Source organism: Microcoleus sp. K1-B1 (genome assembly GCF_036704705.1).
Taxonomy (GTDB): Bacteria; Cyanobacteriota; Cyanobacteriia; order Cyanobacteriales; family Microcoleaceae; genus Microcoleus.
This window is the reverse complement of record NZ_JAUBSH010000005.1, coordinates 29,967-54,637: the sequence shown is the minus strand read 5'-3', so window position 1 is coordinate 54,637 and position 24,671 is coordinate 29,967. Positions and strand designations below refer to the sequence as shown.

General features: G+C 44.6%; 19 protein-coding genes. 6 read left to right on the top strand and 13 right to left on the bottom strand.

What is annotated here, in order from left to right; all coding sequences use genetic code 11:
- The first annotated feature begins 1 nt into the window (after position 1).
- From QUA83_RS02940 to QUA83_RS02925, 4 genes are all read left to right on the top strand, one after another.
- A complete protein-coding gene (locus tag QUA83_RS02940; RefSeq protein ID WP_223300725.1) occupies positions 2-313 on the top strand; it encodes a P-II family nitrogen regulator in 312 nt (103 codons plus the stop codon).
- A 552-nt stretch (positions 314-865) separates the two neighbouring features.
- Positions 866-1,897 (top strand): type I glyceraldehyde-3-phosphate dehydrogenase, encoded by a 1,032-nt coding sequence (gene gap / locus QUA83_RS02935; protein ID WP_333291486.1) that lies wholly within the window; start codon positions 866-868, stop codon positions 1,895-1,897.
- A gap of 150 nt (positions 1,898-2,047) precedes the next feature.
- Positions 2,048-2,413 (top strand): DUF1823 family protein, encoded by a 366-nt coding sequence (locus QUA83_RS02930; protein WP_333291382.1) that lies wholly within the window; start codon positions 2,048-2,050, stop codon positions 2,411-2,413.
- Between the two features lie 292 nt (positions 2,414-2,705).
- Entirely contained in the window at positions 2,706-3,401 is a 696-nt protein-coding gene (locus tag QUA83_RS02925) for an LPS assembly lipoprotein LptE (protein WP_333291380.1), read from the top strand.
- 182 nt (positions 3,402-3,583) lie between these two features.
- Here the strand turns inward: QUA83_RS02925 and QUA83_RS02920 are convergent, their stop codons facing one another.
- Positions 3,584-5,881 carry a protein phosphatase 2C domain-containing protein gene (locus QUA83_RS02920; protein ID WP_333291379.1) on the bottom strand — a complete coding sequence of 766 codons (2,298 nt, stop codon included), beginning with the start codon at positions 5,879-5,881 and terminating at the stop codon, positions 3,584-3,586.
- Between the two features lie 994 nt (positions 5,882-6,875).
- Between QUA83_RS02920 and QUA83_RS02915 the strand changes: the two genes are divergently transcribed.
- Positions 6,876-7,232, top strand: a complete 357-nt coding sequence (locus QUA83_RS02915) for a hypothetical protein (RefSeq protein WP_333291374.1) — start codon at positions 6,876-6,878, stop codon at positions 7,230-7,232.
- Between the two features lie 458 nt (positions 7,233-7,690).
- On the opposite strand, the gene QUA83_RS02910 is transcribed toward QUA83_RS02915, so the two are convergent.
- The 3 genes from QUA83_RS02910 to QUA83_RS02900 all read right to left on the bottom strand — a co-directional run bounded on the left by QUA83_RS02910 (position 7,691) and on the right by QUA83_RS02900 (position 10,878).
- A complete protein-coding gene (locus QUA83_RS02910) occupies positions 7,691-8,035 on the bottom strand; it encodes an NAD(P)H-quinone oxidoreductase subunit M (RefSeq protein ID WP_333103676.1) in 345 nt (114 codons plus the stop codon).
- 75 nt (positions 8,036-8,110) lie between these two features.
- The gene (locus QUA83_RS02905) at positions 8,111-8,632 is read right to left on the bottom strand and encodes a hypothetical protein (RefSeq protein WP_333291372.1); all 522 of its coding nucleotides are present in this window, start codon (positions 8,630-8,632) and stop codon (positions 8,111-8,113) included.
- 281 nt (positions 8,633-8,913) lie between these two features.
- Positions 8,914-10,878, bottom strand: coding sequence for a pentapeptide repeat-containing protein (locus tag QUA83_RS02900; RefSeq protein ID WP_333291371.1), 1,965 nt, complete (start codon positions 10,876-10,878; stop codon positions 8,914-8,916).
- Between the two features lie 25 nt (positions 10,879-10,903).
- Here QUA83_RS02900 and QUA83_RS02895 point away from each other — a divergent pair, with 25 nt between their 5' ends.
- Positions 10,904-11,701 carry an ion transporter gene (locus tag QUA83_RS02895; RefSeq protein ID WP_333291370.1) on the top strand — a complete coding sequence of 266 codons (798 nt, stop codon included), beginning with the start codon at positions 10,904-10,906 and terminating at the stop codon, positions 11,699-11,701.
- Between the two features lie 294 nt (positions 11,702-11,995).
- On the opposite strand, the gene QUA83_RS02890 is transcribed toward QUA83_RS02895, so the two are convergent.
- From QUA83_RS02890 to QUA83_RS02850, 9 genes are all read right to left on the bottom strand, one after another.
- Positions 11,996-12,865 (bottom strand): hypothetical protein, encoded by an 870-nt coding sequence (locus QUA83_RS02890; protein WP_333291368.1) that lies wholly within the window; start codon positions 12,863-12,865, stop codon positions 11,996-11,998.
- Positions 12,866-13,107: 242 nt separating this feature from the next.
- Positions 13,108-14,481 (bottom strand): ATP-binding protein, encoded by a 1,374-nt coding sequence (locus QUA83_RS02885; RefSeq protein ID WP_333291367.1) that lies wholly within the window; start codon positions 14,479-14,481, stop codon positions 13,108-13,110.
- A 109-nt stretch (positions 14,482-14,590) separates the two neighbouring features.
- Positions 14,591-15,946, bottom strand: coding sequence for an ATP-binding protein (locus QUA83_RS02880; protein WP_333291366.1), 1,356 nt, complete (start codon positions 15,944-15,946; stop codon positions 14,591-14,593).
- Positions 15,947-16,644: 698 nt separating this feature from the next.
- Positions 16,645-17,211 (bottom strand): hypothetical protein, encoded by a 567-nt coding sequence (locus QUA83_RS02875; protein ID WP_333291363.1) that lies wholly within the window; start codon positions 17,209-17,211, stop codon positions 16,645-16,647.
- A gap of 96 nt (positions 17,212-17,307) precedes the next feature.
- Entirely contained in the window at positions 17,308-18,873 is a 1,566-nt protein-coding gene (locus QUA83_RS02870) for an Ig-like domain-containing protein (protein ID WP_333291362.1), read from the bottom strand.
- 483 nt (positions 18,874-19,356) lie between these two features.
- Positions 19,357-20,241 carry a hypothetical protein gene (locus QUA83_RS02865; protein ID WP_333291360.1) on the bottom strand — a complete coding sequence of 295 codons (885 nt, stop codon included), beginning with the start codon at positions 20,239-20,241 and terminating at the stop codon, positions 19,357-19,359.
- Positions 20,242-20,373: 132 nt separating this feature from the next.
- Positions 20,374-21,750, bottom strand: coding sequence for an oligosaccharide flippase family protein (locus QUA83_RS02860; protein WP_333291359.1), 1,377 nt, complete (start codon positions 21,748-21,750; stop codon positions 20,374-20,376).
- A gap of 182 nt (positions 21,751-21,932) precedes the next feature.
- A complete protein-coding gene (locus tag QUA83_RS02855) occupies positions 21,933-22,721 on the bottom strand; it encodes a TIGR03943 family putative permease subunit (protein ID WP_333291357.1) in 789 nt (262 codons plus the stop codon).
- 143 nt (positions 22,722-22,864) lie between these two features.
- Positions 22,865-23,944 carry a permease gene (locus QUA83_RS02850; protein WP_333291356.1) on the bottom strand — a complete coding sequence of 360 codons (1,080 nt, stop codon included), beginning with the start codon at positions 23,942-23,944 and terminating at the stop codon, positions 22,865-22,867.
- Between the last annotated feature and the right edge of the window lie 727 nt (positions 23,945-24,671).

Sequence of the window (24,671 nt, the reverse complement as noted above, 5' to 3'; positions counted from 1 at the left end):
GATGATGGAGTCAGTCAAAAGAGTAGAAATCATAGCCCACTCAGTAGAACTAGGCAAGATTTTAGACGGTTTAGACAAAGCTGGCGTACCCGGTTATTCAGTGATTCGTGATGTCGCTGGAAAAAGCACTAGGGATCACGTTTCCCGTGATTCATCAATGACGGCACTGGATAACATTTATGTGCTTGCTTTTTGTTCACCAGCTCAAGTTTCAGCAGTTGCAGAAAACATTAGACCCGTGCTCAATAAGTTTGGTGGGTCGTGTTTTATTTCAGATGCGGTGGAATTGCTAATTACTAGGTGCGTCGGGTAGTGATTAGTTATTGGTGATTATACCACTTAGGAAAAATTGAGCTACACATATAGCAATCCTAAATCATTTGTGAATTTCTTACTCCCTCCCCTTAGTAAGGGGAGGGTTGGGGTGGGGTAAAAAATTTACGACTCCTGCAAGGATTGCTATAGATTCTACGCCATATGTTTAGGGACACGGCAATGCCGTGTCCTTGCGCGTATCTGCGACTTTCATCCTAGGCTTTGGTTCCGACAATCGCCACTGGTGAGAATGCCAATCCGTTTCGGCTTTTGGATAAGTTTTTTATTATTACTTTAGCCTGATTTAAAAAAAGCGATTTTGAAAATAATTTCTGTCTATTATAGCACTTTTACAAGTTGACAAAAATCAGCCATTAGCCATTAGTCAGCGGTCATTTCAGCATTAATTGCCCTTCCCAGCAGGGGCAGAATTCAGAATTCTTAAGAGATAGAAAAGAATCAGTTGCCAAAATCCGTTAGCGTGGTAAATTCTAAGCCACCACAGACGATCGCCCGATCGACTAGCGAGATTTTCAAGAGGAGTTTAAACATGGCTGCATTAAAAGTTGGCATCAACGGATTTGGTCGCATCGGACGGCTAGTCATGCGTGCCGGCATCAAAAACCCCAACATCGAATTTGTCGGCATTAACGACTTAGTTTCGCCAGAAAACCTGGCTTATCTTTTCAAATACGACTCCACCCACGGCATTTACGACGGCGAAGTTGAAAGCAAACCAGACGGGATTGTCGTTGACGGACTATTTATCCCCTGTACAGCGATTAGAAATCCGGCCGAATTGCCCTGGGGTAAATCCGGCGCAGATTATGTTGTAGAATCTACCGGATTGTTTACAGATTTTGAAGGCGCATCAAAACACTTGACGGCAGGAGCAAAACGAGTAATACTTTCAGCACCGACAAAAGACCCGGAAAAAGTTCCCACTTTTCTAGTAGGCGTCAATCACCACAAATTTGACCCGGCAAAAGATACGGTTGTTTCTAATGCTAGCTGTACGACAAATTGTTTAGCACCAATTGCCAAAGTTATCAACGATAACTTCGGATTGGAAGAAGGTTTAATGACTACAGTTCACGCAATGACAGCTACTCAACCAACTGTAGACGGCCCCAGCCAAAAAGATTGGCGGGGAGGACGCGGTGCGGCTCAAAATATTATTCCATCTTCGACCGGTGCAGCGAAAGCTGTTACTTTGGTATTGCCAGAATTGAAAGGAAAATTGACTGGAATGGCTTTGCGCGTGCCAACTCCCGACGTGTCTGTAGTTGACCTTACTTTCAAAACGGCGAAGGAAACTAGCTATAAAGAAATTTGTGAAGCAATGAAAAAAGCTTCGGAGGGCGAACTCAAAGGCATTCTGGGATATACTGAGGATGCGGTGGTTTCGACAGATTTTCAGGGCGATGCGCGATCGAGCATTTTCGATGCAGGTGCGGGAATTGAACTGAATTCTAAGTTTTTCAAAGTTGTTTCCTGGTACGACAACGAGTGGGGTTATTCTAGCCGGGTGATTGACTTAATGCTGTCTATGGCCGAGAAAGACGGAATTTTGAATAATTAATTTTTTTGGGGGTGGCATTTTGGGCGGTATCGCGTGCCCACCCCACAAACAAATTCCTATGATTTTTTGGGGAACGGGCTCTCCGGCCCGTTCCTGATAATGTTATCTAATGTGAGTTAAACTTTTTTTATTTCCGATTCGATCGCGCTCATGTCTGAATTACCACCGCTGAATAACGAAACTATTTGGGCTATTCTCAACGAAGAAATCGACGATGCTGCCGTCAATCAGCTAGTTTGGCAATATCTGGGCTACCGCTGGGATGCCGAAACTGACAAGTGGAACAGTGCAGGTGTTGCAGCCGAGTGGCGGCAAGAGTACCCGGAACCGCCCGATTTTATTGATTCTAGGCCGGCGACAGTGAAATTGACTCGATCGACTCCTCCAGAAAACAAGCAGTTGCTGAAGGAAAAATTGGGCTTTAAAGGCTATAAAATTGGGGAATTCGGGCCCCGACAGACTCGCAGGGCGACGATGGCTAATTGGTTGATGGGTTTTATGGAATCTGGGGCGTAAGAGGAATTTTGGATGCCTGTGCGGTTGTTGCCACCGTTAGAGTACAGACATATGAGATTTTTTGGCAGGAAAACTCCTAAATCCCTATAAAGGATTGAAACCTTGATTAAACTCTTCCTTTCTTTCTCTGTGTCCTCTGCGTCCTCTGCGGTTAATTAACCAAAATTAAGTTTGTTGAAAGTCAAAAAAGACTAAAACCCGCCAATTCCAACCTCCTCATCCCCAACCCTGACATCGGGCTGTTCCGTAAAGTATCCTAGAGTCGGCACAAAACAACTGTGAGGTAAGCTTTATGAAAACAACCACCATATCTCGCTTAACCAGCATTTCCCTCGCTACTCTAATGCTAGCAGGCGTTTCAGTCAATGCGATCGCCACCCCAGCCACCACCCAACCAGCAACCCAACTCGCCCAAGCGACTGCCAAAAAGCGCCTCGTCGTCATGGATTTCGACTACGGCACCACCAACAGCTATTACACTTCCTACAGGGGAGTCGGCGCCGCCAAAGGCATCAGCGAACTGTTAATCAACGAACTCGTCAACAACGGCACTTATACAGTAGTCGATCGTAGCAAACTCGAACAAGTTCTCAAACAGCAAAATCGCAGCGGCGCGATGGATGCCGGCACCGCAGCCGAAATTGGCAAACAATTAGGAGTTGACGCCGTGCTCATCGGCACCATTACCAAGTTTAATATCGACAAACAATCCGGCGGCGGCAGTTTCATGGGAATCGGCGCCGGTTCACAAAAAACCAAAGCTACCGTTCAAATAGATGTGCGGTTAATCGGTACAGCTTCAGGAGATATTCTTGCCACCGCCAAAGCAGTAGGGGAAGCAGATCAAAGCGATTCTAATATTTCTGTCAGAGGTATCAGCAGCAATTCTGGCAGCAGCAATGAAGACTCACTTTTGAGCGCGGCAGTTGACAAAGCCGTATCCCAAATGGTGACTAAACTGGCAGAAGTATCTAACAAATTAGGTTAGAAATTTTGAAACATTTTTAGATTTTAGATTGGTAATTGTTAACTCCCCAATCTAAAATCTAAATTTTTTTCAGATCCTTGACCTGCAATTGTACCAGTTAATATTAGTTTTGTTTAGAAATCGGCATTTTCCTTTATACTAAACTCTATCAAGTTCGCTCAACATACTCAAGCATTAACAGTTTAATTAGCATTGGGATTTGAGTCAGCATCAACGCATTTCCCCTTTTGAGTAGGGTTTAAAGCTAGGTTAGAGACTACTTTAGAAACAGCAGCTTGTTCTTGAATCCATCCAATTTCCCCCGGTTGCAGCTTGGCGCTTTCTACTTCGACTGTTGGCTTAACTGCTGGGGAAGGCGAGGGATTTGCCACAGCGGGAGATGGATTCAGTGTCGGTTTTGAAACTGTAGAAAAATCTTTATTTGACTCGGGTTTGGGAGAGTTCGATCGCACTATTTCAGGAATCGAACAAACTTTCAATTCCAGCCAATTGCCTTGAGGCGTAAGCTGTTTGTTTGTCACCTGCAAAACGCTGCCGGCTGGGACTGTTCCTTTGACAGTCAACTCACCGATTCCGCCTCGCAAATCCAAGGGATCGCCCTCTTTTCCCACTTCTCCAGCCGCAGAACTTTTAATCTCTATAAACGAGCCGGTTTCTAAAGATTTGACCGGAGAAGGTACAGATTCAACTGTTTTATCAGGCGTCTTTTCAGCATTAATTAAACCGCGTTTCCCGAAAATATACTCCCCGGCAGTATCGATCGCGCGACCCACCGGAGGGATGAAAAAATAAGCAAATACACCCCCCAAGCCTAATAAAAATAAAATTTTCAGCAGCAGCGAAAATAAACTTTGGCTTTTTTTCGGCGGTAAGAACTGCGTCTTTGCTGGAGAATTCCCATCGCCAAGGCTTGTGCTTTCGGTCAAATCCGTTGGCAGATCCTCGCTATCGGCAATTAGTTCGATCGGCGTATCTAAAGGTGCGACAGACAGTTCTGTAAAAGTATTGCCGTCTTCCCTCAAATGCGCTTGACAGTGAATTAAAGCAACAGTGACGTTATCGTGACCGTTTCTAGTATTAGCAATCTCAATCAGTCGATCGCGCGCCTTACCCAAATTAATGCTACCGTCGAGAATTGGCAAAATCTCCGCTTCCCAACATTCCTCAACCCGGTCTTTATCACTCAAACCGTCGGAACACAGCAGCAAAACGCAGTCTTCATCCACCGGAAAACGCTGCACAGTCGGGTGCAGAGTGTTGGACGAAGTAATCCCCAAAGCTTGAATCAGAGCTCCGGCGGCGACTTGTTCCAAAGCATCCCGGTAGAGAGAGTAGCCCAAACGCACCTCGCGGCAAGCCACATTATCATCGAGAGTAAGTTGATAGCAACCGGTGCGGGTAATCCAGTAAGCCCGACTGTCTCCGACGTGGGCGACGTAGAGCTCGTGAATGTGGGCTAAACCCATAACTAGCGTCGTTCCCATCCGCTGGCGGCCTTGGCGGTGTTCACTGTCGTTGCGACTGGCTATCTTGTCGTTAGCAGCACAAGCCGCCCGTTCCAGCTTGGAAGTTAGGCTCAACGGGTCCCAATTAGCTTGATGTAGGGGCATTTGCTGCAACTTGTCGCGCAGCACACCAATTGCTTCTTCCGAAGCGACTTCGCCGCCGTCTTGTCCACCGATACCGTCGCAGACGATCGCGCAAGCTTCCGCACCCGGGCTTCCTGCCAACAGCGTACCGCTGGGCGGATAGCAAGCATCTTCGTTGTGAGCGCGGGATCTGCCTACATCCGTGCCCGTGGCAATTTCAACGTGACGATCGTAAAATCGGCCACACTTTGCCAAAGCTTTATCCAACTGGCCCATCAGTTGTTCGCCGTGGCGCACTTGACCGGCAACCATTTGCTGGCAAAGTTGCCTCAAAAAATTGGCAATAGTTGGGTGAGCATCTTCGAGCCACTGCTGCCACAATTTGCCCAACTGCGACAAATGAGGCGGTTTGCGATCGGGCTGCAATTCCAGAAACCGCACCAATTGCCCTTCCACCCGTAGCAGTTCGGGAGTCAGCAGGGTCGAAGCCACGCCCTGAGCGATACAAGGCTGCCACAACTGAGCCATTTGCCACAGCCAATTGAGCTGGCGCATCGCTGCTGCTCCTTTCCAGGAGTCCGCCAATTCCGGCATTAAAGATTCCGTCACCTTCAAAATAGGCACGTTTTCCAGTAGCCAGATATCTCCCGATAGCTTGCTCATCTTGGACGATACCAGGCCGTATACTTGAGGTACGTGCAACTGATAGGCAAACAGTCTCAGATAAGGAGTGACAACACTCGGAATCTCATCGGGCAGTTCCGGCAAGTGTTCGGGTTGAGTATCGACAAGAAGTCGATCGCGCTTGACCAAGTAGCGACCAGCGATCAGATCGCCTGGCTTACACCCTTTGATCCCTTCACCTAAAGCCCATAAGTAGTGTTTTGCCACAGAGTTTTGCATAAGGGTTCCTGACGCCTTTGGGCAAGCGTGCTGATCTGAACTATTTTAGCGATTGAACCTCGACGGGTTGATACGTGGCGATTATTTGACACCCCCGCTTTCTCAACAGACGCAGATTCTTAAGACTTCGCAGTCCTAATATCCTGATTTTTCAGGTTCCCGGGCTCACCACGTTTCCACTGTTGTGTGCGTAGTGATATCTGACTTTCCCCAGTCTAGGGGTAGGTTTTAATGTCTTGTACTGACACGAACAGTTTACCATTTTGTTGACGGCAGGATGAATCTTGCTATGAGCTTTCAGAGTTAGACGATCGCGCGACACCCCAGTCCTCGGCTGGAAATCACGCTGTTTTCAGCATATTCCTGATAGTCGCCATTTCCGAAGAAATCGCAGCACTCAAGGGAATTGAGATTTTAGACTAACTCTAATGGTATGATGGAGCTAGGTAGAAATCACCTGAGCCGACAGGTATAAATAAATATCAATTGTCGGTTTTCTCGCGAAGGGTCATCTGTGCCTCGCACCCTAGTTTCGCAACAGAAGTTAAATTTAACCCTACCCAAAGACGGATACAAGCCCGCAGATTCATCTGTCGAGTCAATCTAAAATCTAAAATCTAAAATCTAAAATCTCACTTCTACTGACCGACGCAAGCCCCCGACAGGAGTCGCGGAGAGCAAAAAAAAATTAGATATTAGTTCAACCCCGCAGATTCATCTGTGGAATCAATGTAAAATCTAAAATCGACTGGCCCAAAGACGGATACAAGCCCGCAGATTCATCTGTGGAGTCAATCTAAAATCTAAAATCTCAAATCTCAAATCGACTGACGGATGCCAGCCCGCGACAGGAGTCGGGGAGAGAAAAAAAATTAGATATTTAGTTCAAGCCCGCAGATTCATCTGTGGAATCAATCTAAAATCTAAAATCTAAAATCTAAAATCGACTGACCGGCCTCTGCAAGCTGTTGAGTATTTAACCATGCCCCCACATGAGCCCAGCGCCTTTCCCAAGAATTTGCCCGATCCGAAGCGGCTGCCTGCTGTTGAAATAGACGAAATACTCACTAGCATTCAACATTCTCACAGTTTTTATTACAAAGTGATGAATCTTGAGGTTTGGGCGCTGGTGGAAACCTTGGATGGGATGTTTCCCGGCGCTTGGGGTCAGTTTATGACCAACCGCCAACTTGCAGTTAAACAGTTTTTGGAACGCGATCGCGTTCCAAATTCTCCGGTTGATTCTGAGGAGGCGGGGGAGAAGTCCGATCGAAGTCGGAAGAAGGAAGAAGCCGGGAGTCAGGAGTCAGGAGTGAGAAACAAGCAGGAAGAAGAATAAAAGCAGATTTTCCCATCTCAACCTTTCTTCTGTATCCAAGTCTAAATCCCCCTCATATCAAATCCGTTAGCATCTGAATAGTAAATTCGAGTTCACTGTTGACGGTTGACTGTTGACGCCGTGAACAGTCAACCGTCAACAGTCAACATCATTCCGGTGTAACCGGAAATGATCTCAATCCCCAAAGCGAGAGACAAAACAGAACCCTCTTTTCCCCCCGTACTCCCCTGATTAAGAGAAGTAGGAGGGATCTCACATCTTGCACCATTCTCAAGAACGGGCTCTCCGGCCCGTTCCACAAGAGATGAATTTTATTGTGGAACAGGCCGGAAAGCCTGTTCATAAAAGATTTATCGAGAATGGTGCAAGATGTCAGAGGGATCGAAACTCAGCTACAAGCGACATTTATTATGGGTTTCAATCTTAAGTTGACATAAATGCCGATCGCCCGATCGCCCTTACAGGTGAACTTTGGCATCAACTTGAGGCAATCCCATGCTGTAGTTAACAGCGCGGCTGTTGAGGTTGTAGCTGATTTGACCTTTTTGGAGGAACGATCGTACCAAGTGCTCCAATTCCGAACCGATGCGGCGGAGGTTGTACTCGGTCAAATCTTCGCCCTCGTAAGCGTCTACGAGTTGGTCGAATTTGGCATATACCTGTTTGATTGACTCGTCATTCCAGTTAAGTTCGTTATCTGGGTCAATGTCGAGAGTCAAAAGGTCGTTGCTGGGTACGAGTTCGTTATCTTCGAGGATGGCGGTGTATATGCGAATATGGCGGGTTGTTGACTTAAGCTGCATGACTTCTTATGTGTAAAGATTTTTTGCTGAATTAATTGTAATGGCACAGAGATGCGCGGAGAGGGTGGGCGATCGTCAATTTCTCGGAATCCCGAAATATTTTAGTTGTTCGGCCGTCCAATTTTTGTAATATTCAGTTTTCTCTAAAGCATCGGAAGCTGGCTTCAGCTTAGAATTTACTTGAACAGTGAAGCCCGGATAGGGCATCCTCCTAGTATGAAGCCCGTCAATATTAAAATCTTCTTCGGGATGGACGTGAAAAGCCAGCAAGCCCAACTCTGAAATCTGATTATTCAGTTTGTCTATCAATTCTTTAGTTTCTGGCGCAGTAATTGCTGTTTTTTCGGGATTAATTACTACCATTATTTCAAATTCCGAATTGTAAAATTCATAAATGGATTTCATTATGGCAGAATCGCGATCGAACTCAGTCAGGGCTGAAAACCGCTCGATTTTGAATAAAATTTGATTAGCCAAGCGTGCCTTTTTAGCGAAGGGACAAATCGGTAAATCGCTAAAAACTGGATGCGATAACTCGACAAACTCGGTCATCCATCTGAGGGTAGATTCTATAATTGTCGTGTCAGATTCATTCATCGAAAATCTATGTATTTGATCTTTCACACTCATCATACTCTATTTGTATGGAGGGCGATGCACACCATTGGTGTCAATTTAACGCTATTTCCCTCAGTCCGGCAGGGAATAAATTCCCTGCCTCATAGCAAAAGTCCTATGAAGAGGACTGAAGAACTCAACTCATTAGTCCTCTGAAGAGGACTTAAGCTATTAGCCAGGGAATGAATTCCCTGGCGGACTTTCGGTTAAATTCACACCAAGAAATTGCCCATCTTGCTTTTTAATATGTGCGATCGAATTTATTCGTGAATTGTCCCATCTGGCATAATTGCACCTGCGAGTTTTGCCGTTTCCAGATTTACCACCCCACTTAGGTTCGCTCCCTTTAGGTTTGCTTTTTCTAGGTTTGTATTTTGCAAATTTGCCCCGCGCAAGTCTGCCGAAGTTAAGTCGGCTCCAGTAAAATTACCATAACGAAGGTTAGCCCCACAGAGATTTCCTTCAGTTAATATTGCTCCGCTGACATTACATTGAAGAGTTCCACCAACCAGATTAACTTTGCTCAGATTAGCACCACTAAAATTTGCCCCACTTGTTTCTGTATTTTTCAGATTCGCTCCACTCAAGTCTGCGGCAGTTAGGTTAGCAGATGCTAAACTTGCCTGCATCAGGTTGGCTCCTATCAGGTTTGCCGCCGTTAAGTTGGCACTACTCAAATTTGCTTCGCTTAAGTTGGTTTTATTCAAATTAGCTTGCAGGAGTTGTGCACTCTGCAAATTTGCCTTAATTAGATTTGCACCACTCAAGTTAGCTTCACTCAAGTTAACTCTGCTCAAGTTACGACGAGCTAGGTTTGCTTCTTTCAGTGAAACATTAGGAGCAATTAAGTAAGCACCTGCTTTAACAGGGTCAAAGCCTCTGGGGAAGACAGTCTGTGCGTTGTAAAGTGCTTGTTGAAGTTTTGAGCCTTCAAGGTTTGCCCCTTCAAGGTTTGCCATTAATAGGTTAGTATCACTTAGGTTTGCATTACTCAAATCAGCCTTCATCAATTTTGATTCCCTCAAGTTCAACCCTGTTAAGTTTGCTTTAGTGAGGTTTGCTCTGCTGAAGTTTGTCTGCGATAACAAATAAACACTACTGAGATTTACCCCACTCAAATTAGCTTCACTTAGGTTTGAGCCTTGCAGATTTACTTCACTTAAATTTGCATTTATGAAGTTTGCTTTCCCTAAGTTGGCTGAGCTGAGATTGGCTTGGTGAAGGTTTGCATGACATAAATTTGCCTCACTGAGGTTAGAACAGTATAAGTTTGTTTCAGAAAGTTCTGCACCGCTTAGATTAGCCCTACTAAAGTTGACCTGACTCAGGACTCTTCTGCTCAGATTTACTCCGGCGAGATTAACTCCCGTAAAATCTCGTTCTCCCTGATTATACCGTTGCAAAAAATCCTCAGCACTAATAGCGGGTTCCAGATTTTCTAGTGCAGAATCATCTATTTTTGCCTCTTCCTCAGATTGCACAGTATCCGCATTTACAGGAGTAGCAGCCGGCTGTTCTACTGCTTCGCTAGATACTGGAATCGGTGTTTCCCCGATCGCCTCTTCCCGCAATAACCGATCCACCCGATCGCTAAACCGCCTCACAACCTCAGCATCATCAACCTTCCCACCAGCATTCGAGCTTTTCTCAACCGCATTCTCAACGTAATACTTATCTACAAAACTTTGCAACCCAGCATTATATCCCTGTCCTACCGCCTGAAATCTCCATTCGCCATTCTTCTTGTACAAGCGTCCAAATTCTAAAGCCGTTTCTTGGGAAAAAATCTGATTTAAATTGTACCGAACCAATTCGCTAAGATTTTCTGAATTGTAAAGCCGGATAAAAGCATTTGTAACTTGACTAAAACTTTGATTCTTTTCCTGTCCCTCGTGAATAGTCACCACAAACACAATTTCCTGAATCGCCGAATTGATTTTACTCAAATCCACATAAACCGTCTCATCATCTCCATCAATTTGTCCATTCTTGCTGTCTCCTGAATGCCTCACCGCACCGTCGGGGGAGGTCAGATTGTTGTAAAATACAAAATACTTTTCATCAGGAATCCGACCGTCCGCCCCTAACATAAAAACAGATGCGTCAATGTCGCAGTTTTGTGCTGTCTGGCTGACTTGCCACCCCAGGGCGATCGCAATTTTACTGAAATTAGGAGTTTCTTTAGAAAGATTGAACCTTTCACCCTTAGTTAATTCGATACTCATATGCGATAATTCCCTTACCTCATAAATGGTATTAATTATCTCATCTATGTTAACCCGATCGCAAATTGGATTTTATCTCGAAGACATCGAAACCCCCATTGGCAGAACCGTCAATTTAACTCTTACCGGACTAATCCTCCTATCTTCGACCAGCTTCATCGCCGAAACTTACCCGATTTCGGAAACTGTTAGAATTAATTTGCAAACTCTCGATACAGCGCTTTTAGTTTTTTTTGTGTTTGAGTATTTATTGCGACTATGGTGTGCCGAAAATCGAGTTAAATTTATTTTTAGTTTTTTTTCTATTATTGATTTGCTGGCAATATTACCATTTTTGTTAGGATTTGTCAACGTCAGTTTTATCCGAATTTTTCGCTGGTTTAGAATTCTCCGACTCATCCGCTTTCTGGAATTAAAAATTTCTATTTTCCGCATCAGCAGCGAAGATGGGGCGATTTTTGCTCGGATTTTGTTTACTTTGCTGGCAATAATTTTTGTTTATTCGGGTTTGATTTATCAAGTCGAACATCCGGCAAATCCCGAAAGTTTTGGAACTTTTTTAGATGCTGTTTATTTCTCGGTTGTCACCATGACCACCGTGGGATTTGGCGATGTTACTCCGATTTCCGAATCCGGTCGTTTTCTGACTATTTTGATGATTTTGACAGGAATTGCTCTAATTCCTTGGCAATTGGGGGATTTGATTAAACACTTAGTTAAAAGTGCTAATCACGGAGAAGCTGTTTGTAAAGGTTGCGGTTGGTCTGTACACGATGCTAATGCTAGATTTTGTAAAATGTGCGGTACTCAGTTAGATATCTAAGTCGCATAATTAATGTTTTACCTCCGATTTTAGAAAGGTACAGGAATTACGCATTATCAGGATGTAGCAAGATTTTGAGATTGCCACACGACCAACGCTTGGCGATAAAAATACGTTACTTTTGCGTAATTACTGAAGGTACATAAAAAAAATATCAACTAGGAGAAGACTGTAGAAAAAATTGCTAACTCACTTTGCACTCGCCAAAAAACACCCCAGGTGGTATCAATATTCCAGTGATTTTGTGCCTGTGGAATTTGGCGATTGCTGCTAATTAAACGAATCGCCTTCCCTTTACTGGTTTCTGAAGATTATCCGGCGCACTCGTCCCACAAAGATTTTGAAACGCTCGATCAGTGGCGGTTTGGGATAGCCGTAATACAGATCCCAAGGGTGAAAGCCAATCTGTTGGGGTCTACCAGTATTTAGGAATGAACTAATGTCCTTTCTGGCGAGGTAGCGATCGCGAATCTGTCGCAGTTGCTCTCCCCATACATTAACATGAAAAACAGTCCATTCCGGCGTTTCCCAACGCACTAACATATATCGCTGATTTTTTTCCAAAAAACTCTCGATCGCGGCCTCATTAGCAAATCGAAGACTTTCTTTAGTGTACAGAGCATTTTTTGCTACAGCCCCGTCGAATTTTTTACCCACATAGCTATCAATTACCTCTATCCATTCAGTCCCTCGAAAAATTGAAAAATTGTTGCTGAATTTCTGAGTTTTTGAGTAACCAGGCTCTAGCGACTGCATATCTGGCGAAGGAAAAGAACCTGTAAACCCAAAGCAGTTATATTTTTGAACTCTTTGCATTACCTCATCCAGCCAATTCTCGTGACCCTTGCGATAGGGCAGAGTATCGAGTTTAGCGAGTAAAATCCAATCTGTTTTAGCCGCCTCGATCGCCACGCGTATACCCTCTGCATCTGTCTCGCCCACCGATCTCCCGCGCAAGTCTACATACACGATCTCGTCAATCAGCCCTTCAGCCAAAAGTTCCTGATAAATCGGGGCCGGTTTATCAGCAGGCGACACAGCGAAAATTACTTGTTTTGGCCGCCCCCCCAGAAAAGATAGCCAGTCTTCAAGCACTTCGCGCACCATAATCTGACTGGTACTGAAAGTGCAGAAGGTAAGATTGTTAAAAATAGATTGATTCATTACTTCACCTTAATCATTGGCTACAGCAACGCTATTCGATCGGCAAGTGCTGTTTTTCCTAGGTCATAGACCAGCAACAGTCACAGCTAGTCTTAGCTGATATTAGTATAGACTTACAAATAGTATTTAGCTATAGCAGCAAGCTATTGAAATAGACAGATCGTTGTCTGTGCTTTACGCTCAATATAAATATCTGCTCGATCGCACCTGAATCCCGGCATCTGGGCGCTCGCACTGCGGGATCATAAGGGCAACAAAATTTCAAATTCAGTGCCTCTGCCTAACTCCGATCGCATTCTGAATGCACCGCCGTGTTTGCCCGTCACGATTTGATAGCTAACTGCTAAACTGGTTTCTTTGAGGGCGCGTTTTTCCGTAGAGAATGATTCTATGATTTTTTTGTACTTGCTAGGTGACATTCCTGGCCCGTTATCTGCTATGCAAATCGACACCCAGCGAACATGAAGTTTGTCTAAATCCGGCGCAGGTTCGGGACAGCAGACTTGAGTTGTGATTTCAATTTTAGGCTGGCGATCGGGGTCTCTGAGTCCTCCACCTTTGAACTCTTTCGCCAATTCTTGACCGACTGCTTCATTAATTAATGTATGAATAGCATTCGTCAAGATATTCATAAATACTTGGTTTAGCTGTCCGGCATAGCACGGCACTGGTGGCAGGTAGCCGTAGTTTTTTACTACTTGGATTTCCCTAGTCAAACGACTTTTGAGCAGCAAAAGTATGCTGTCTATGTTGGCGTGCAAGTCGGTGGGTTTGGGATAAATATCGTCGATGTGGCAGAAGTTTTGCAAACTGGTTGCCAACTTGCTCAAACGTTCTGCACCTGATTTGATGCTGGCCACAGTTCGGAGGAAATCGTTTTGCAAAAAGTCATAGTCGATCTCTTCTTTGAGCCGTGCTATTTCCGGCGGGGGGTCTGTACAGTATGCGTCGTAAACTGAGAGCAATTCCATCAAGTTTTTGCTGTAGTCGCTGACGTAGGTTAAATTCCCCCAGATAAAGCCTACCGGATCTAAAATTTCGTGGGCGACTCCGTTGACTAAACGCCCTAAACTAGCCATTTTTTCGCTTTGAATCATTTGAGTTTGGGCTCTTTCGTAGCGGACTTGAGTTTCGATGCCACGAATTTGCCAGTAGGCGATGTTTAGTGCGTTAGGGTCTAAGAGGCGGTAAGATTGGGAGTCTATTTGGACGACGATGGGTTCTGCCTGCAATTCGGGCGATCGACGCAGAGCTTGTGGGGCTGCTGCCAAAATGGTTGTACTCTCTGCCACCAATAATATTTCGACGCGAGCGTAACTGTAGAGAACTTTTAGTGGCAGGTGCAAAAATAGCTCTGGGCCTTGGGGTTTGAGCAAATATTCCAGCAGTTGCCTGCGGGATATCATGCCAGCAAACTCTCCTGCTTCCATCAAGACGACCCCCGGCACTAGGGGATACTGTTCAAACATTTCGGCAACTGCCACGGCTAAGCAGCTCGATTTAACCTGAAAGTCATACAGGGGCAAATCCCAGAGGGTAGACTCTAGGGAAAGGTCTTGATGGCTGCCTTCGGAGAGTGAAGGGCTAAGGAGTTTGGAACTGAATTTATTTGCCACTGGAACTTTTAGTTGCCGAAACGCTGGGAAAGTGAAATGAGAACCTACTACTAAGCTACCCTATCATTTCACTTTTCTGAGCGAACAATCGAGAATATTCTGGAGTTAATCATGTTGTGCCAACTATAGGCAGGAGAATTTCAAATTCAGTATTCTTACCTGGTTGCGATCGCATTCTCAGTTGGCCACCGTGCTTTTCTGTGACGATTTGATTGCAGATAGCCAGCCCCATACCGGTGCCTTTGCCTGCTGGTTTAGTGGTAAAAAAGGTGTCAAATATCTGCTTTTGATTTTCTGGCGGAATGCCGGGCCCGTTATCGGCAATGCAAATTGTGGCCCGCTTGCCGTGTTCGGTTTCTATAACTTTAGTGGTAATTTCGATTTGGGGCTGCCAGTTGTCCCCGCACTGGGTGTGTATTTCTCGATCGGCTGCGTACTCTGTCAGGGCGTCTAGAGCATTAACTAACAAATTCAAAAACACCTGACTCAACTGACCGGAGTAGCCGCTAACTAGCGGCAGTTCGCCGTAATTTTTAACCACTTCTATGCTGTTTTTAAAGCGGTTTTTCAAAATTAACAGCGTCATCTCCACGCATTCGTGAATGTCTGTCTCGGCTGGTTTTGTCTCGTCCATGTGAGAGAAGTGGTGCAGCCCGTTAACTATTTTTAGCAATTGCGAGGCTCCCAACTCCATCCCTTCTAAGGTGATCGGCAAATCTTCTTGTAAAAAATCAAATTCAATTTCTTTTTTAAGGGCATCAATTCGGGGACAGGGTGCCGAATATTCTTCTTCATAAACCGACATTAGCTGAAGCAAGTGTTCAAAATAGGACAGCAGAAAAGTTAAATTTCCCCAAATACAGTTCAGCGGATTTCTGATTTCGTGGGCTACTTCTGCTACAATCCTCCCCAAACTTGCCATTTTTTCTGTTTGGATGAGTTTGGCTTGGGTTTGTGTGTGGAGTAACTTATTTGTTAATTCGTGAATTCTTGATTGAGCGACCATTAATTGGTGTACGTCTAACAGCTTGTAGGTCTGGGGGGCTATTTCCACTACTACGGGTTCGTAAATTAATTCTGCTGATCTGTAAAGACATTCCTGGGCGGCTTCTACTATTAATTTACTGGCGGGAAGTACGAGTTCCTCTGGCTTGGCAAACTTATACAGCACCTCTATTGGTCGCTTGAAAAACATTTCTACTCCGTAGCGGCGGTTAACTTTTTCAAAAAATAGACGCCTCGATATTATGCCGACAAAATTACCCCCATTTGTCAAAATGACGCCGGGAAGCATGGAATTTTCTTCAAAAGCCTTGGCTACTTCTTTTGCCTGTTGAGTTAATTCAATTTGGCAGTTGGAGAGTGGCAGGTCTAGGAGAGTTGATTCTAAGGAGATGTTCCAAGTACAAAATTCAGGTATATGCAACACTGATAACTCCGAGCTAGTCTCACGCACAGCAAACATAGATGAAACCCCTGTTAAATATTGTATTAATTGACAACTTAAGTTGCTATTAATTCGTAACTGGTAATTGGTAGCGGGTAGTTGCTACTTTGTCAAATTACAACAGCACCCGATGGGAAAACCCGATCGCCGTAGCATTGTCTGCTAAAGATTTTGTTTCTAAGTCAATATTAAACGATCGAAGCTTTTGTGGAACTTACTGATCACGCCCTGTAAACTTTTTACCATGATATACCTGCGATCGGGTGTTTTCCGAAAATTTTTAATATTTATAACGAATTATTGTGATAAATTATACCATTTTTCCCGTGAGAGAAGGGAATTGGAGAACTGCGAGCGGGTTATCAGTGAATATACAGGTATCCTTCGAGGGTTTGAGGGCCCGGATTAGCCATTGTCCAAGGGGCTTGCAGACTCCAATTGTCAAGACTAGGGGCCCAGGTCAAAAGAAGTTCGGTAACAGATTCGCTTTCTTCGGATGTAACCGAATGTAACGGATGGAAGGCTTTAGTTATCTAGGAGAGAAGGAAGAAGCAATGTTCCCCAAGGGTTTGTGGAATTAAGAACATCCTAAGCGTCGGCCGCGGTTGCTATACCACTCAAAAGAAATGCAACTTTAGGCAACTTCCGAACCTCGATAGTCATCAGTTTTTTGCAATCTGCAATCTGCAATCTACAATCTGCAATCTGCAATCGTCTTAGGGTTCCACCTCCGGCCAGAGGCGTTCTAGCTGATACCGCCAAGCCGCGAGAGTGTTTTCGCGAGACTCTCGGCCTAGTTCCATTTCACCCATCAATCCCTCTGCGTAGAAACGGTCTAAAGTCTGAAGGGTAGTTTCCACAGACTGTCCCTGCATCTTCGCAGCTTTGATGATGTGACGGATGCGGCTTTCTATCAAACCGTCGAAAAAGTCAGACAAACCTCTCTCTTGCAAAGCCAGCAGTCGGGCGACGGCGGCTGAGAAATCGGCAGCCGCGAGTGTGGCACAACTGTGCTGAAATACTCCCCACAAAACGTTTTGATGTAAGGCGTAGCGAGTTTCCAGGGTGGTGTCAAAGTTAGCTTGTAGCAGTTTATCAAGAAATGGTTGAGCTTCCTGGGCATCGGCGATCGGCAGCAAAATCCGCAGCCAACTCCCGTCTTCTGAAAGGAGGACTAACAGGCGAAAATGGGGGGTTTCTACTTGCCAAGAAGTGGCAGCAGGCATCTCAACACTGTCACCAAATAAGTCTTGAAGGTTTTTGCTAATTTCTTCGGGAGTCATAATGATTTTAGATTTTAGATTTTAGATTTTAGATTTTAGATTTTAGGTTAGTCACCAGTCATTAGTCAGCAGTGCGAGCTTAAATCTCAAATTGGTTTATGGTAGCCAGCGGGGGTGATAGCCGGCAAAGGGAAGTTCTTCGGGCTGTAGTTTTGCGGGAGAACTGTCTGCCGGTATTTCTACTAAGGGTAGCAGCCAGAGGCGGCTGGTGGCGATCGACTGTCCACTATTGTTGCGGGGACTGTCTGCTGCTGAGGGAGTTGCTGCTGTGACTGATTGGTCGAAAATTAATGCCAGCCCGTCGGGAGATAAACTGATTTGGGTATCTAATTGGTTGGGCAAAATCAGCAGCGGTTTGATGGTTCCTACCAAACGAGTACCCTCTTTTTTGAGGTCGATGGTGGCGATGAAAGGCTGTTCTTTGTAGCTTTCTGTTTTGAGGCGTTGGGCTAACAAACAGTAGAGACGCTGAACTTGGTTGTCTTGGTTTTTGCGGGGGTCGAAATAAACAGCCATAATGCTGCCGGGAATACGCAATATTTCTTGTTCTACACCTTGGTTATCTAAGATGAAAAGCGATCGAGTAAAATCGCTGTTGTATTTAACATAGGCGGCGGCCGAGTTGTCGCGGGCCATCCCCAATACTTGTTCGTATTTTGGCAAAAATTCGACTGGATCTGCTTCGGGTTTGAGGGGGACGATCGCTAATCCTTGTTTTTGAGATATTACCATCGATTTGCTATCGGGGCGAATCATAAAATCTCCGCCTTGTTCATTTTCCAAGGGTCTGGGCGGCACTTTTTCTTCCACAATCCAAGGACTGAAATCGCCGGGATTGCGGCGGTTGACGCGCTGGACAACTATGATTTTTCCGTCGGCTGAGAGGTCGAATTTGAGGTTTTGGTAATCTTTGGAATCTAAGATTTTGTCGATTCTACCGGCTGGGTATTTTTGTTGAGTTCCTGAGCCCGATTGGGGGTTGAGGCCGGTGGTGACTGTGAATAGTTCTTGATTTAGGGTGCCGCGAGTACGGGCGATCGATCGATCGGTGGCGGAGAATAAAATGCGATCGCTGTCGGGATAAGGTTTAAAATCGGTGACAACTAAATCTTTGGGAGTCAGCGGTATCGGTTTCGAGTCGCTGCTGCTGAGATTGACTAGCATTAATCGGCTTTCTGTTTCGCCTTGGACACCGATGTAAGCAAATGCTCGATCGCGGCTGCGAAAGGAACTGCTAAACGGTTGCATTGGCGTTCCTTTATTTTGGTTTTTTTCTCCGAAATACTTGTCGGTTGCTCCGGCGAGTTGGACTGTGTAGGTAACGCCGTAGGGTGCTGGATTTTTGAGGGTGTAAGCCATGCGCCTTCCAGCCCAACTAAATTTACCGGGGAGGGGGGGTTCTAACTTTAAGTTTTCCTCGACGGTGGGCTGGTTCATCGGCCGAAAGAAGGTGAGGATAAAGCCGGTATCTTCGGCGCCGATTTGTTTGTTTTCCCAGGTAAATTCTCGCACTCTGGGTGCTGTGCGATCGCCGCTCAGCAGCAGCAGCCCTATTAAGAAGCTCAGCAATAGCATGAGGACGATGGCCGTGCGGTCGATCGGCTGTTTGAATGGCAGAATAGCGAAGGGTGAAGGATTAATTTTTTTCTTAAAAATACTCACAAATCTTTCTCTCCTACTTTCTGCTGAAAATTAATTGCCAAATTTTCCCTCTTAAATTTTACTGTCTGGGGCGTACTCCCGCCCCTCTGAAAGAGATTTTTTTTACCAGTGAAAAGGACTGCAACGAAGTATGTTGGTAAAAAACTCGGTTTCTGAAAGTCTTGGTGTCTCCATGACTGAATTAAACTCACGAGCTTAAATCCGTGGAGTATGCGGCACTTCCAACAGTATCAACCGAGTGGAGATGTGAAATTATAGATTTTACTTTTTAGGATGCCTCCGAGCTAAAAATTGCTCGATCGAGAGAGGCTTTGAGAAAAGTAGAGCACCCTACCATTGTGCCAGTTGCGTTCAACACTGTTTGAAATTTTAGATTTTTAATTTAATCTCAAATTTCAAATCGCTAATTCTTTAATAGGTTGAGGGGTAACGCTGGCGATCTACCCATCCTACTAATAATCATGACCACTACTTAGATCCCTTTCACGAATCCTTGACGATTGGCGTGTGGGAACTATTATTAACCGCTGATAGGGTATACGGCGATTCCGGTTCGGGATATAGCTTAGAATATTTGCTATCGTAATGCCTGACCTCAAAATAGTTTAAGTTTGACGGGTGGGGCTTATATATCGAGAAACATTCCAAAATACAAAAAGTTGCTGCACTCTCTAAAGGCCCTACATTCACTACTTGATTTTTGAAGATGCGACCTGATTTTATCCAATGTTTCATCTGCTTTCTTGACAAACAGTAAAATGCTGAATGAGTATGGGTAGATTCAGCAAATTTTACATTTTCTATCTCTACACTAGATAGCTGATTCCACCATACTGGAGGCTCTAGGGTCAAATCAATGTATCTCTTGGTTCCTTGATACATTTCAAAACGGTTTGGGTAAAGAATAGCATTCTCATACCCGCTTTGTCGGTTAAAACTTTCTAATTTTTCTAGAATGAAAGCATCGTACAAAACAATGTCATCTTCTATGAATAAAAACCAGTCAAATTTTTCTACTTTTTCGACAAATTCTTCCTGAAGTCTAAACCCTACAAACATGGGGTCGCATTCAGGGCTTTCTTGGATCTGAATGCACTTAATTTGATATTCAGGTAAGTAGGCTGTAACGTGCCTGTTCGGTAGAGTTTGGATAGTAATTGTCAGATCGCAATGAGCAAAACTCGTTAACAGTCCATCTATTGTGTGCCTGAGTCTCTCTATTTTTGCTGCGGCTTTTTCGGGATTGTTAGATTCTTCAACTGATGTAATGTGTGCGACAGCGGCAAAGACTTTGGGACGTTCTTTTTCGGGATGTTCGGTTTCTTTGAACAAATTTATAATGCGATTTCTTTGATAAAAAAACATCATTTTAGTATACCTTGTGGCCACTCGCGATATTTCTTGTAACAGAGCCATTTGTAAAAAGATAAAGTGTATTACCTTTCTTCTTGTATTGTGTTCGGCTGACATATCGACAATCTCCTTTTTGTTTCTTTTTGTTTACTGAAATAGTTGATTGATGGGAACTAAATCCATCGGTGATATTTTATCGATTGGCAGACCAAAATCAAAAGCCACTCTGCACCAAAGTATAGTTGCCAGCACCCCTACAAACAGCCCTGTTAATTGAATATCCTGCCAAAAACAAGTTAGTCCTTCTTTCCACAAACCGTAGTTAATTACTGCATAGGTAGGAAGGTCGCCGAGAGCTACCGCAATCACGGCACCTAAATTACCTTTTAAGTGGTATCCCAGCGGTATAGTTATACATAGATTCACAAAAGTCAGCAGATGGCCCATAGCTGGGTACTGAGACTTTCCTACGGCTAACAGACAACCACCCATCATACTGGAGAGGGTGGTGTGCCACATACCTAAAGCCAAGATAGGCATCATCCAAGATGCCGCCTCATACTCTTTCCTGTACAGTATTAAAATTAACTGATCTCCGAAGCTCACAAAAATTGCTAAACCTACGGCTAACGGTATTAGAATTAGCTTGCGGTTGTTAAGTATCTTCGCGCGCAACTCCTCCCGCGGCAACTCTGCCAGCATAGAAATCGATGGAAAAATCACCCTGCCGCTAAGGGCGATGATGACTTGGCGTGGCATATCCCCCAGGGTAAAAGCGATGCCGTAAATGCCCAACATTGCTAAAGTAAATATTTTCCCGAGGATGAGTCTATCGGCTTGAGAACACAGAAAAAATAAAATCGTAGACAAAAATATCCATTTGCCATAAGAAAATATTTCTTTTACTGCTTCTTTATCCCAAGCAAAGCGGTTTGACTTGCCGGGAATCAAAAAATGGCTCCATACTAACTCCACTACAGCTCCAGTCCAGCCGCCTACAATGATCGCCCAAATGCTGCGATCGAAGAAAGCCCACACAATCATCACTGTAGTAGAAATTATCTGTGTACCCAACTCAAAAAGCACTACTTCCTTAACGCTCATTTTGCGTTCTAGGGTGGATACGGAAGTCGATTTCAACCCTCCTATTAGGGTATTTATACTTATGGCTGGAATCAACCACATCAGACGGGGTTCTTCATAGAATTGAGTAACTGGCCAGGTTATTAGAATTAAACACAACCAAACAAACAAGCTGCGAATAACTTGCATTGTCCAAGCAGTGTTGAGAAATTGAGGATCGTCCCCGCGCTTGTTTTGAATGATACTTGGGCCCAGACCTATGTCTGTGAATAAGTTAATGCCTATGATGAAAACGTAGGCTAGACCCATTAGACCAAATAATTCAGGCAAAAGCAGGCGCGTCAGGATTAAGTTGCTCCCAAATCGGATAATTTGACTGCTTCCATAACTGGCGATCGTCCAGGCAGCACCTTTGATAGCTAATTTTTTTTCTGATGACATATACTCAGAATTTATTTCCTAATTACGAGTGTAGTTGCTGAATTTGTTATTTGCAACTCCTAGAGGAGGATGCTGCCACTTTTATAGCTGACTTTACCGTATCTTCATCTGTATACGGAGATTGGGTCTGGAGTGTCCATCTCGCAATCAAGGTAAACTTTAATCTGATACTTACTCAACATCTAATAATCATAAGGGTTTTTTGGCTGAGGAATTGGTTTGAGGGAAGATGCTTGAATGATTAATTTGCGCTTGCCTTGCAGTTCTTCTACGATCGTTTCTCCTTCTATTTCTAGCCAACTGTCTGGGGCAAAGGTGGTGCGGCTTTGACCGATCAGTAATTTTACTGGCAACCCGATCGGATAGGCGTCTGCCGCGCAGCAAGTAATGATAAAACGCCCGATCCACATATATTGTTCTGCTAGGTTAGGGGGATGAATTACAAATCCTTGAACTTTGACTTTTTGACCTCTGTATGTATCCGGTTCGGGGTTGAAATTTAACAGCCGCACCCATTCGACGAGCGATCGCTGTTCGGGTTTTGTAGTATTGCGAAATTCTTGGGGTTGCAGTCTGGTGATGGGCAGGGATTCGGTGAGACCTCGTTCTAATGCTGTCTGGCTGGTAAAGGTGCGTGGCGTTGTTAGTAAACCTATTAATGCGACGCTCAACATTAAGGTGCTGCCGATACTGGGGGGAAACAAAGTAACGTGTTCAACTTCTGTGATTCTGAGAGAGTTATTTGCTGGTGATGTCCGCGATTGCTTTGTGGTGCGATCGAGTTTTAAAATTTCCCAAGTTTTTAAACCGCCAATAACCAATAAGCCGATTCCTCCTGCTAGAGTCAAGCCAAAGTAATTGGGGTGAATGAGAATGCTTAATTGGCCGGTGATCCAATATTTGAGGAGCAATATTCCCCAGCCTAAGATAGCTAGAGCGTCCAGCCAGGGGCTAATTTTTTTAAGATTCATTTTTTAAGAGTGATTGGAAAGGAAGAAGGAATAGGGAAGAGGGCAAAGAAAAAACACCTAGCCGTATATTCGTGACTTCCGTGTCTGGGAGCAAGGTAATTGAAAATAGAAAATGGTATTAGTTGTCTGTTTTAGCAAACTTCTTAACCTAAATGCAAGTTAACAGCGAGGGTCATTAAAAAGGTTAACTGAGCTGCCAAGACAATTAAGTAAACTACGGCTCGACCTTTAAAAATTGACAGCATTAAACCGATACCTTTGAGGTCAATCATCGGGCCGAAAACGAGAAAAGCTAACAGCGAACCGCTGGTAAATGTGGAAGCAAAAGACAGAGCAAAAAAGGCATCTACTGTAGAACAAATCGATACGACTGCTGCTAATAGCAGCATGGCTAGAATCGAGGAAACGGGGCCTTGGCCGAGGTTGAGAATTAGTTCGCGGGGGGCGCCAACTTGAATGATGGCTGCGATCGCACTTCCGATTACCAACACTCCTCCCAATTCGCGCAACTCCTGTACCATAGTATCTAAAAGCAGGCGCAAACGCTCTTTAGAAACGCGGTGAAACATTGAGGAACGTTTCGAGGTTTTTTCTGTTTTGCCTGTTTTTAATGGCTTCCAGTCGTCTTGTAGCAAAGATTCGATCGGCACCACCCCCCCTGGCTGACCGAGCATAAATGTTCCCGACTGCAACAGCAGCGGAGTATTAGCTTGGAGGAGTTCTTTTTCGGAAAACTCTGGTTTTGGCAGGGGAATCGCGCGGGCTACAGAGGGTTGCAGCAGAGGCCGCAAGTCTTTTTGGGCGCTGAACACCCAGCCGATAATTGTGGCTATAGACAGAGAAAATACCACCCGCAAAACTACAATTTCTGGCTGATCGCGAAATGCCGTCCAAGTAGCCCAAATTACCACGGGGTTGATGGTGGGGGCCGCGAGCAAAAAGCCGATCGCGGCTGGTGCGGGTACTCCCTGCATCAGTAACCTGCGGGCTACGGGCACGTTACCGCACTCGCACACGGGAAACAAAAAGCCTATCAAACTGCCCATCAAAGCCGCCAGCAGGGGGTTTCGCGGGATACGCGATACAAGTTTGCGTTCGTCTACAAACCCCAGCAGCAAACCTGAGAATAAGACTCCCAGCAGCAGAAAAGGTATTGCTTCTACTAACAAGCTGAGAAACAGGGTGAAAGCATTATTTAACTGATTTGTCAGGGCGGGTTGCATCGATCACCTATTGGTAGATTGCTCTTTAGCTATACGTCTTTGGTTGAACTCCTTGTAGATCATACCAAAGCATAGCACTAAGTTAAGAGCGAGTTAATTTTTTTTAGCATTTTTTCCCTGGATTTTGTAGACATTCTAATTTAATCAATGCTGATACATTGAAGGATTTGAACAGGTTAAAATTGTTGGAATTTGAATAAAATTTTATTCATATCCGCATCGTACAACCAATCAATAATTGACTCTGCCAACCGTCGCGGATATGATCGATTTTTCTGTTAAAAATAATTGATTGTAGAACAAAAGTCAAGGCCGATTTTGCCGATTGCGCGCGAGGCTAACTGTTTTATATAACGATAACTAAAAAATTGGTTTGTAGCGATGACTTTAGTTTTCACTACAAACCTATAGGGGACGCACTGGCAGGTGTGTCGCTGGCTGAGCGTTACGGGGGGTTGCGAGTACCGGATCGGGGAGATGGGAGGAAATCGCATCAAATGCCCTAGTTTGCAGGGCTCCCAGCCATCGCCCTTAGCGAGCTAAAACTCAGGGACGCGATCGCTCCAATTTGGGCTTTTAACTTGTCTGCTGACGGGTGCATCGCGTGGGCGATCGGGCAATTCCGATTTTCTTCTATTATCCATCAATTATATTTCTCAGCCTAATATTTCATTAACAAAAGGTTAAGACTATAACTTAAGGTTAATGAATAGTTAAATAGTTGAAC

Excerpts from the sequence above, each read along its gene's own strand:
- QUA83_RS02855 (WP_333291357.1), bottom strand. The coding sequence starts at position 22,721 with ATGAATCTTAAAAAAATTAGCCCCTGGCTGGACGCTCTAGCTATCTTA.
- QUA83_RS02900 (WP_333291371.1), bottom strand. The coding sequence starts at position 10,878 with ATGAGTATCGAATTAACTAAGGGTGAAAGGTTCAATCTTTCTAAAGAA.
- QUA83_RS02890 (WP_333291368.1), bottom strand. The coding sequence starts at position 12,865 with ATGAATCAATCTATTTTTAACAATCTTACCTTCTGCACTTTCAGTACC.
- QUA83_RS02925 (WP_333291380.1), top strand. The coding sequence starts at position 2,706 with ATGAAAACAACCACCATATCTCGCTTAACCAGCATTTCCCTCGCTACT.
- QUA83_RS02865 (WP_333291360.1), bottom strand. The coding sequence starts at position 20,241 with ATGATGTTTTTTTATCAAAGAAATCGCATTATAAATTTGTTCAAAGAA.
- QUA83_RS02880 (WP_333291366.1), bottom strand. The coding sequence starts at position 15,946 with ATGTTTGCTGTGCGTGAGACTAGCTCGGAGTTATCAGTGTTGCATATA.
- QUA83_RS02895 (WP_333291370.1), top strand. The coding sequence starts at position 10,904 with ATGGTATTAATTATCTCATCTATGTTAACCCGATCGCAAATTGGATTT.
- QUA83_RS02905 (WP_333291372.1), bottom strand. The coding sequence starts at position 8,632 with ATGAATGAATCTGACACGACAATTATAGAATCTACCCTCAGATGGATG.
- QUA83_RS02850 (WP_333291356.1), bottom strand. The coding sequence starts at position 23,944 with ATGCAACCCGCCCTGACAAATCAGTTAAATAATGCTTTCACCCTGTTT.
- gap (WP_333291486.1), top strand. The coding sequence starts at position 866 with ATGGCTGCATTAAAAGTTGGCATCAACGGATTTGGTCGCATCGGACGG.
- QUA83_RS02940 (WP_223300725.1), top strand. The coding sequence starts at position 2 with ATGATGGAGTCAGTCAAAAGAGTAGAAATCATAGCCCACTCAGTAGAA.
- QUA83_RS02875 (WP_333291363.1), bottom strand. The coding sequence starts at position 17,211 with ATGACTCCCGAAGAAATTAGCAAAAACCTTCAAGACTTATTTGGTGAC.
- QUA83_RS02860 (WP_333291359.1), bottom strand. The coding sequence starts at position 21,750 with ATGTCATCAGAAAAAAAATTAGCTATCAAAGGTGCTGCCTGGACGATC.
- QUA83_RS02910 (WP_333103676.1), bottom strand. The coding sequence starts at position 8,035 with ATGCAGCTTAAGTCAACAACCCGCCATATTCGCATATACACCGCCATC.
- QUA83_RS02930 (WP_333291382.1), top strand. The coding sequence starts at position 2,048 with ATGTCTGAATTACCACCGCTGAATAACGAAACTATTTGGGCTATTCTC.
- QUA83_RS02915 (WP_333291374.1), top strand. The coding sequence starts at position 6,876 with ATGCCCCCACATGAGCCCAGCGCCTTTCCCAAGAATTTGCCCGATCCG.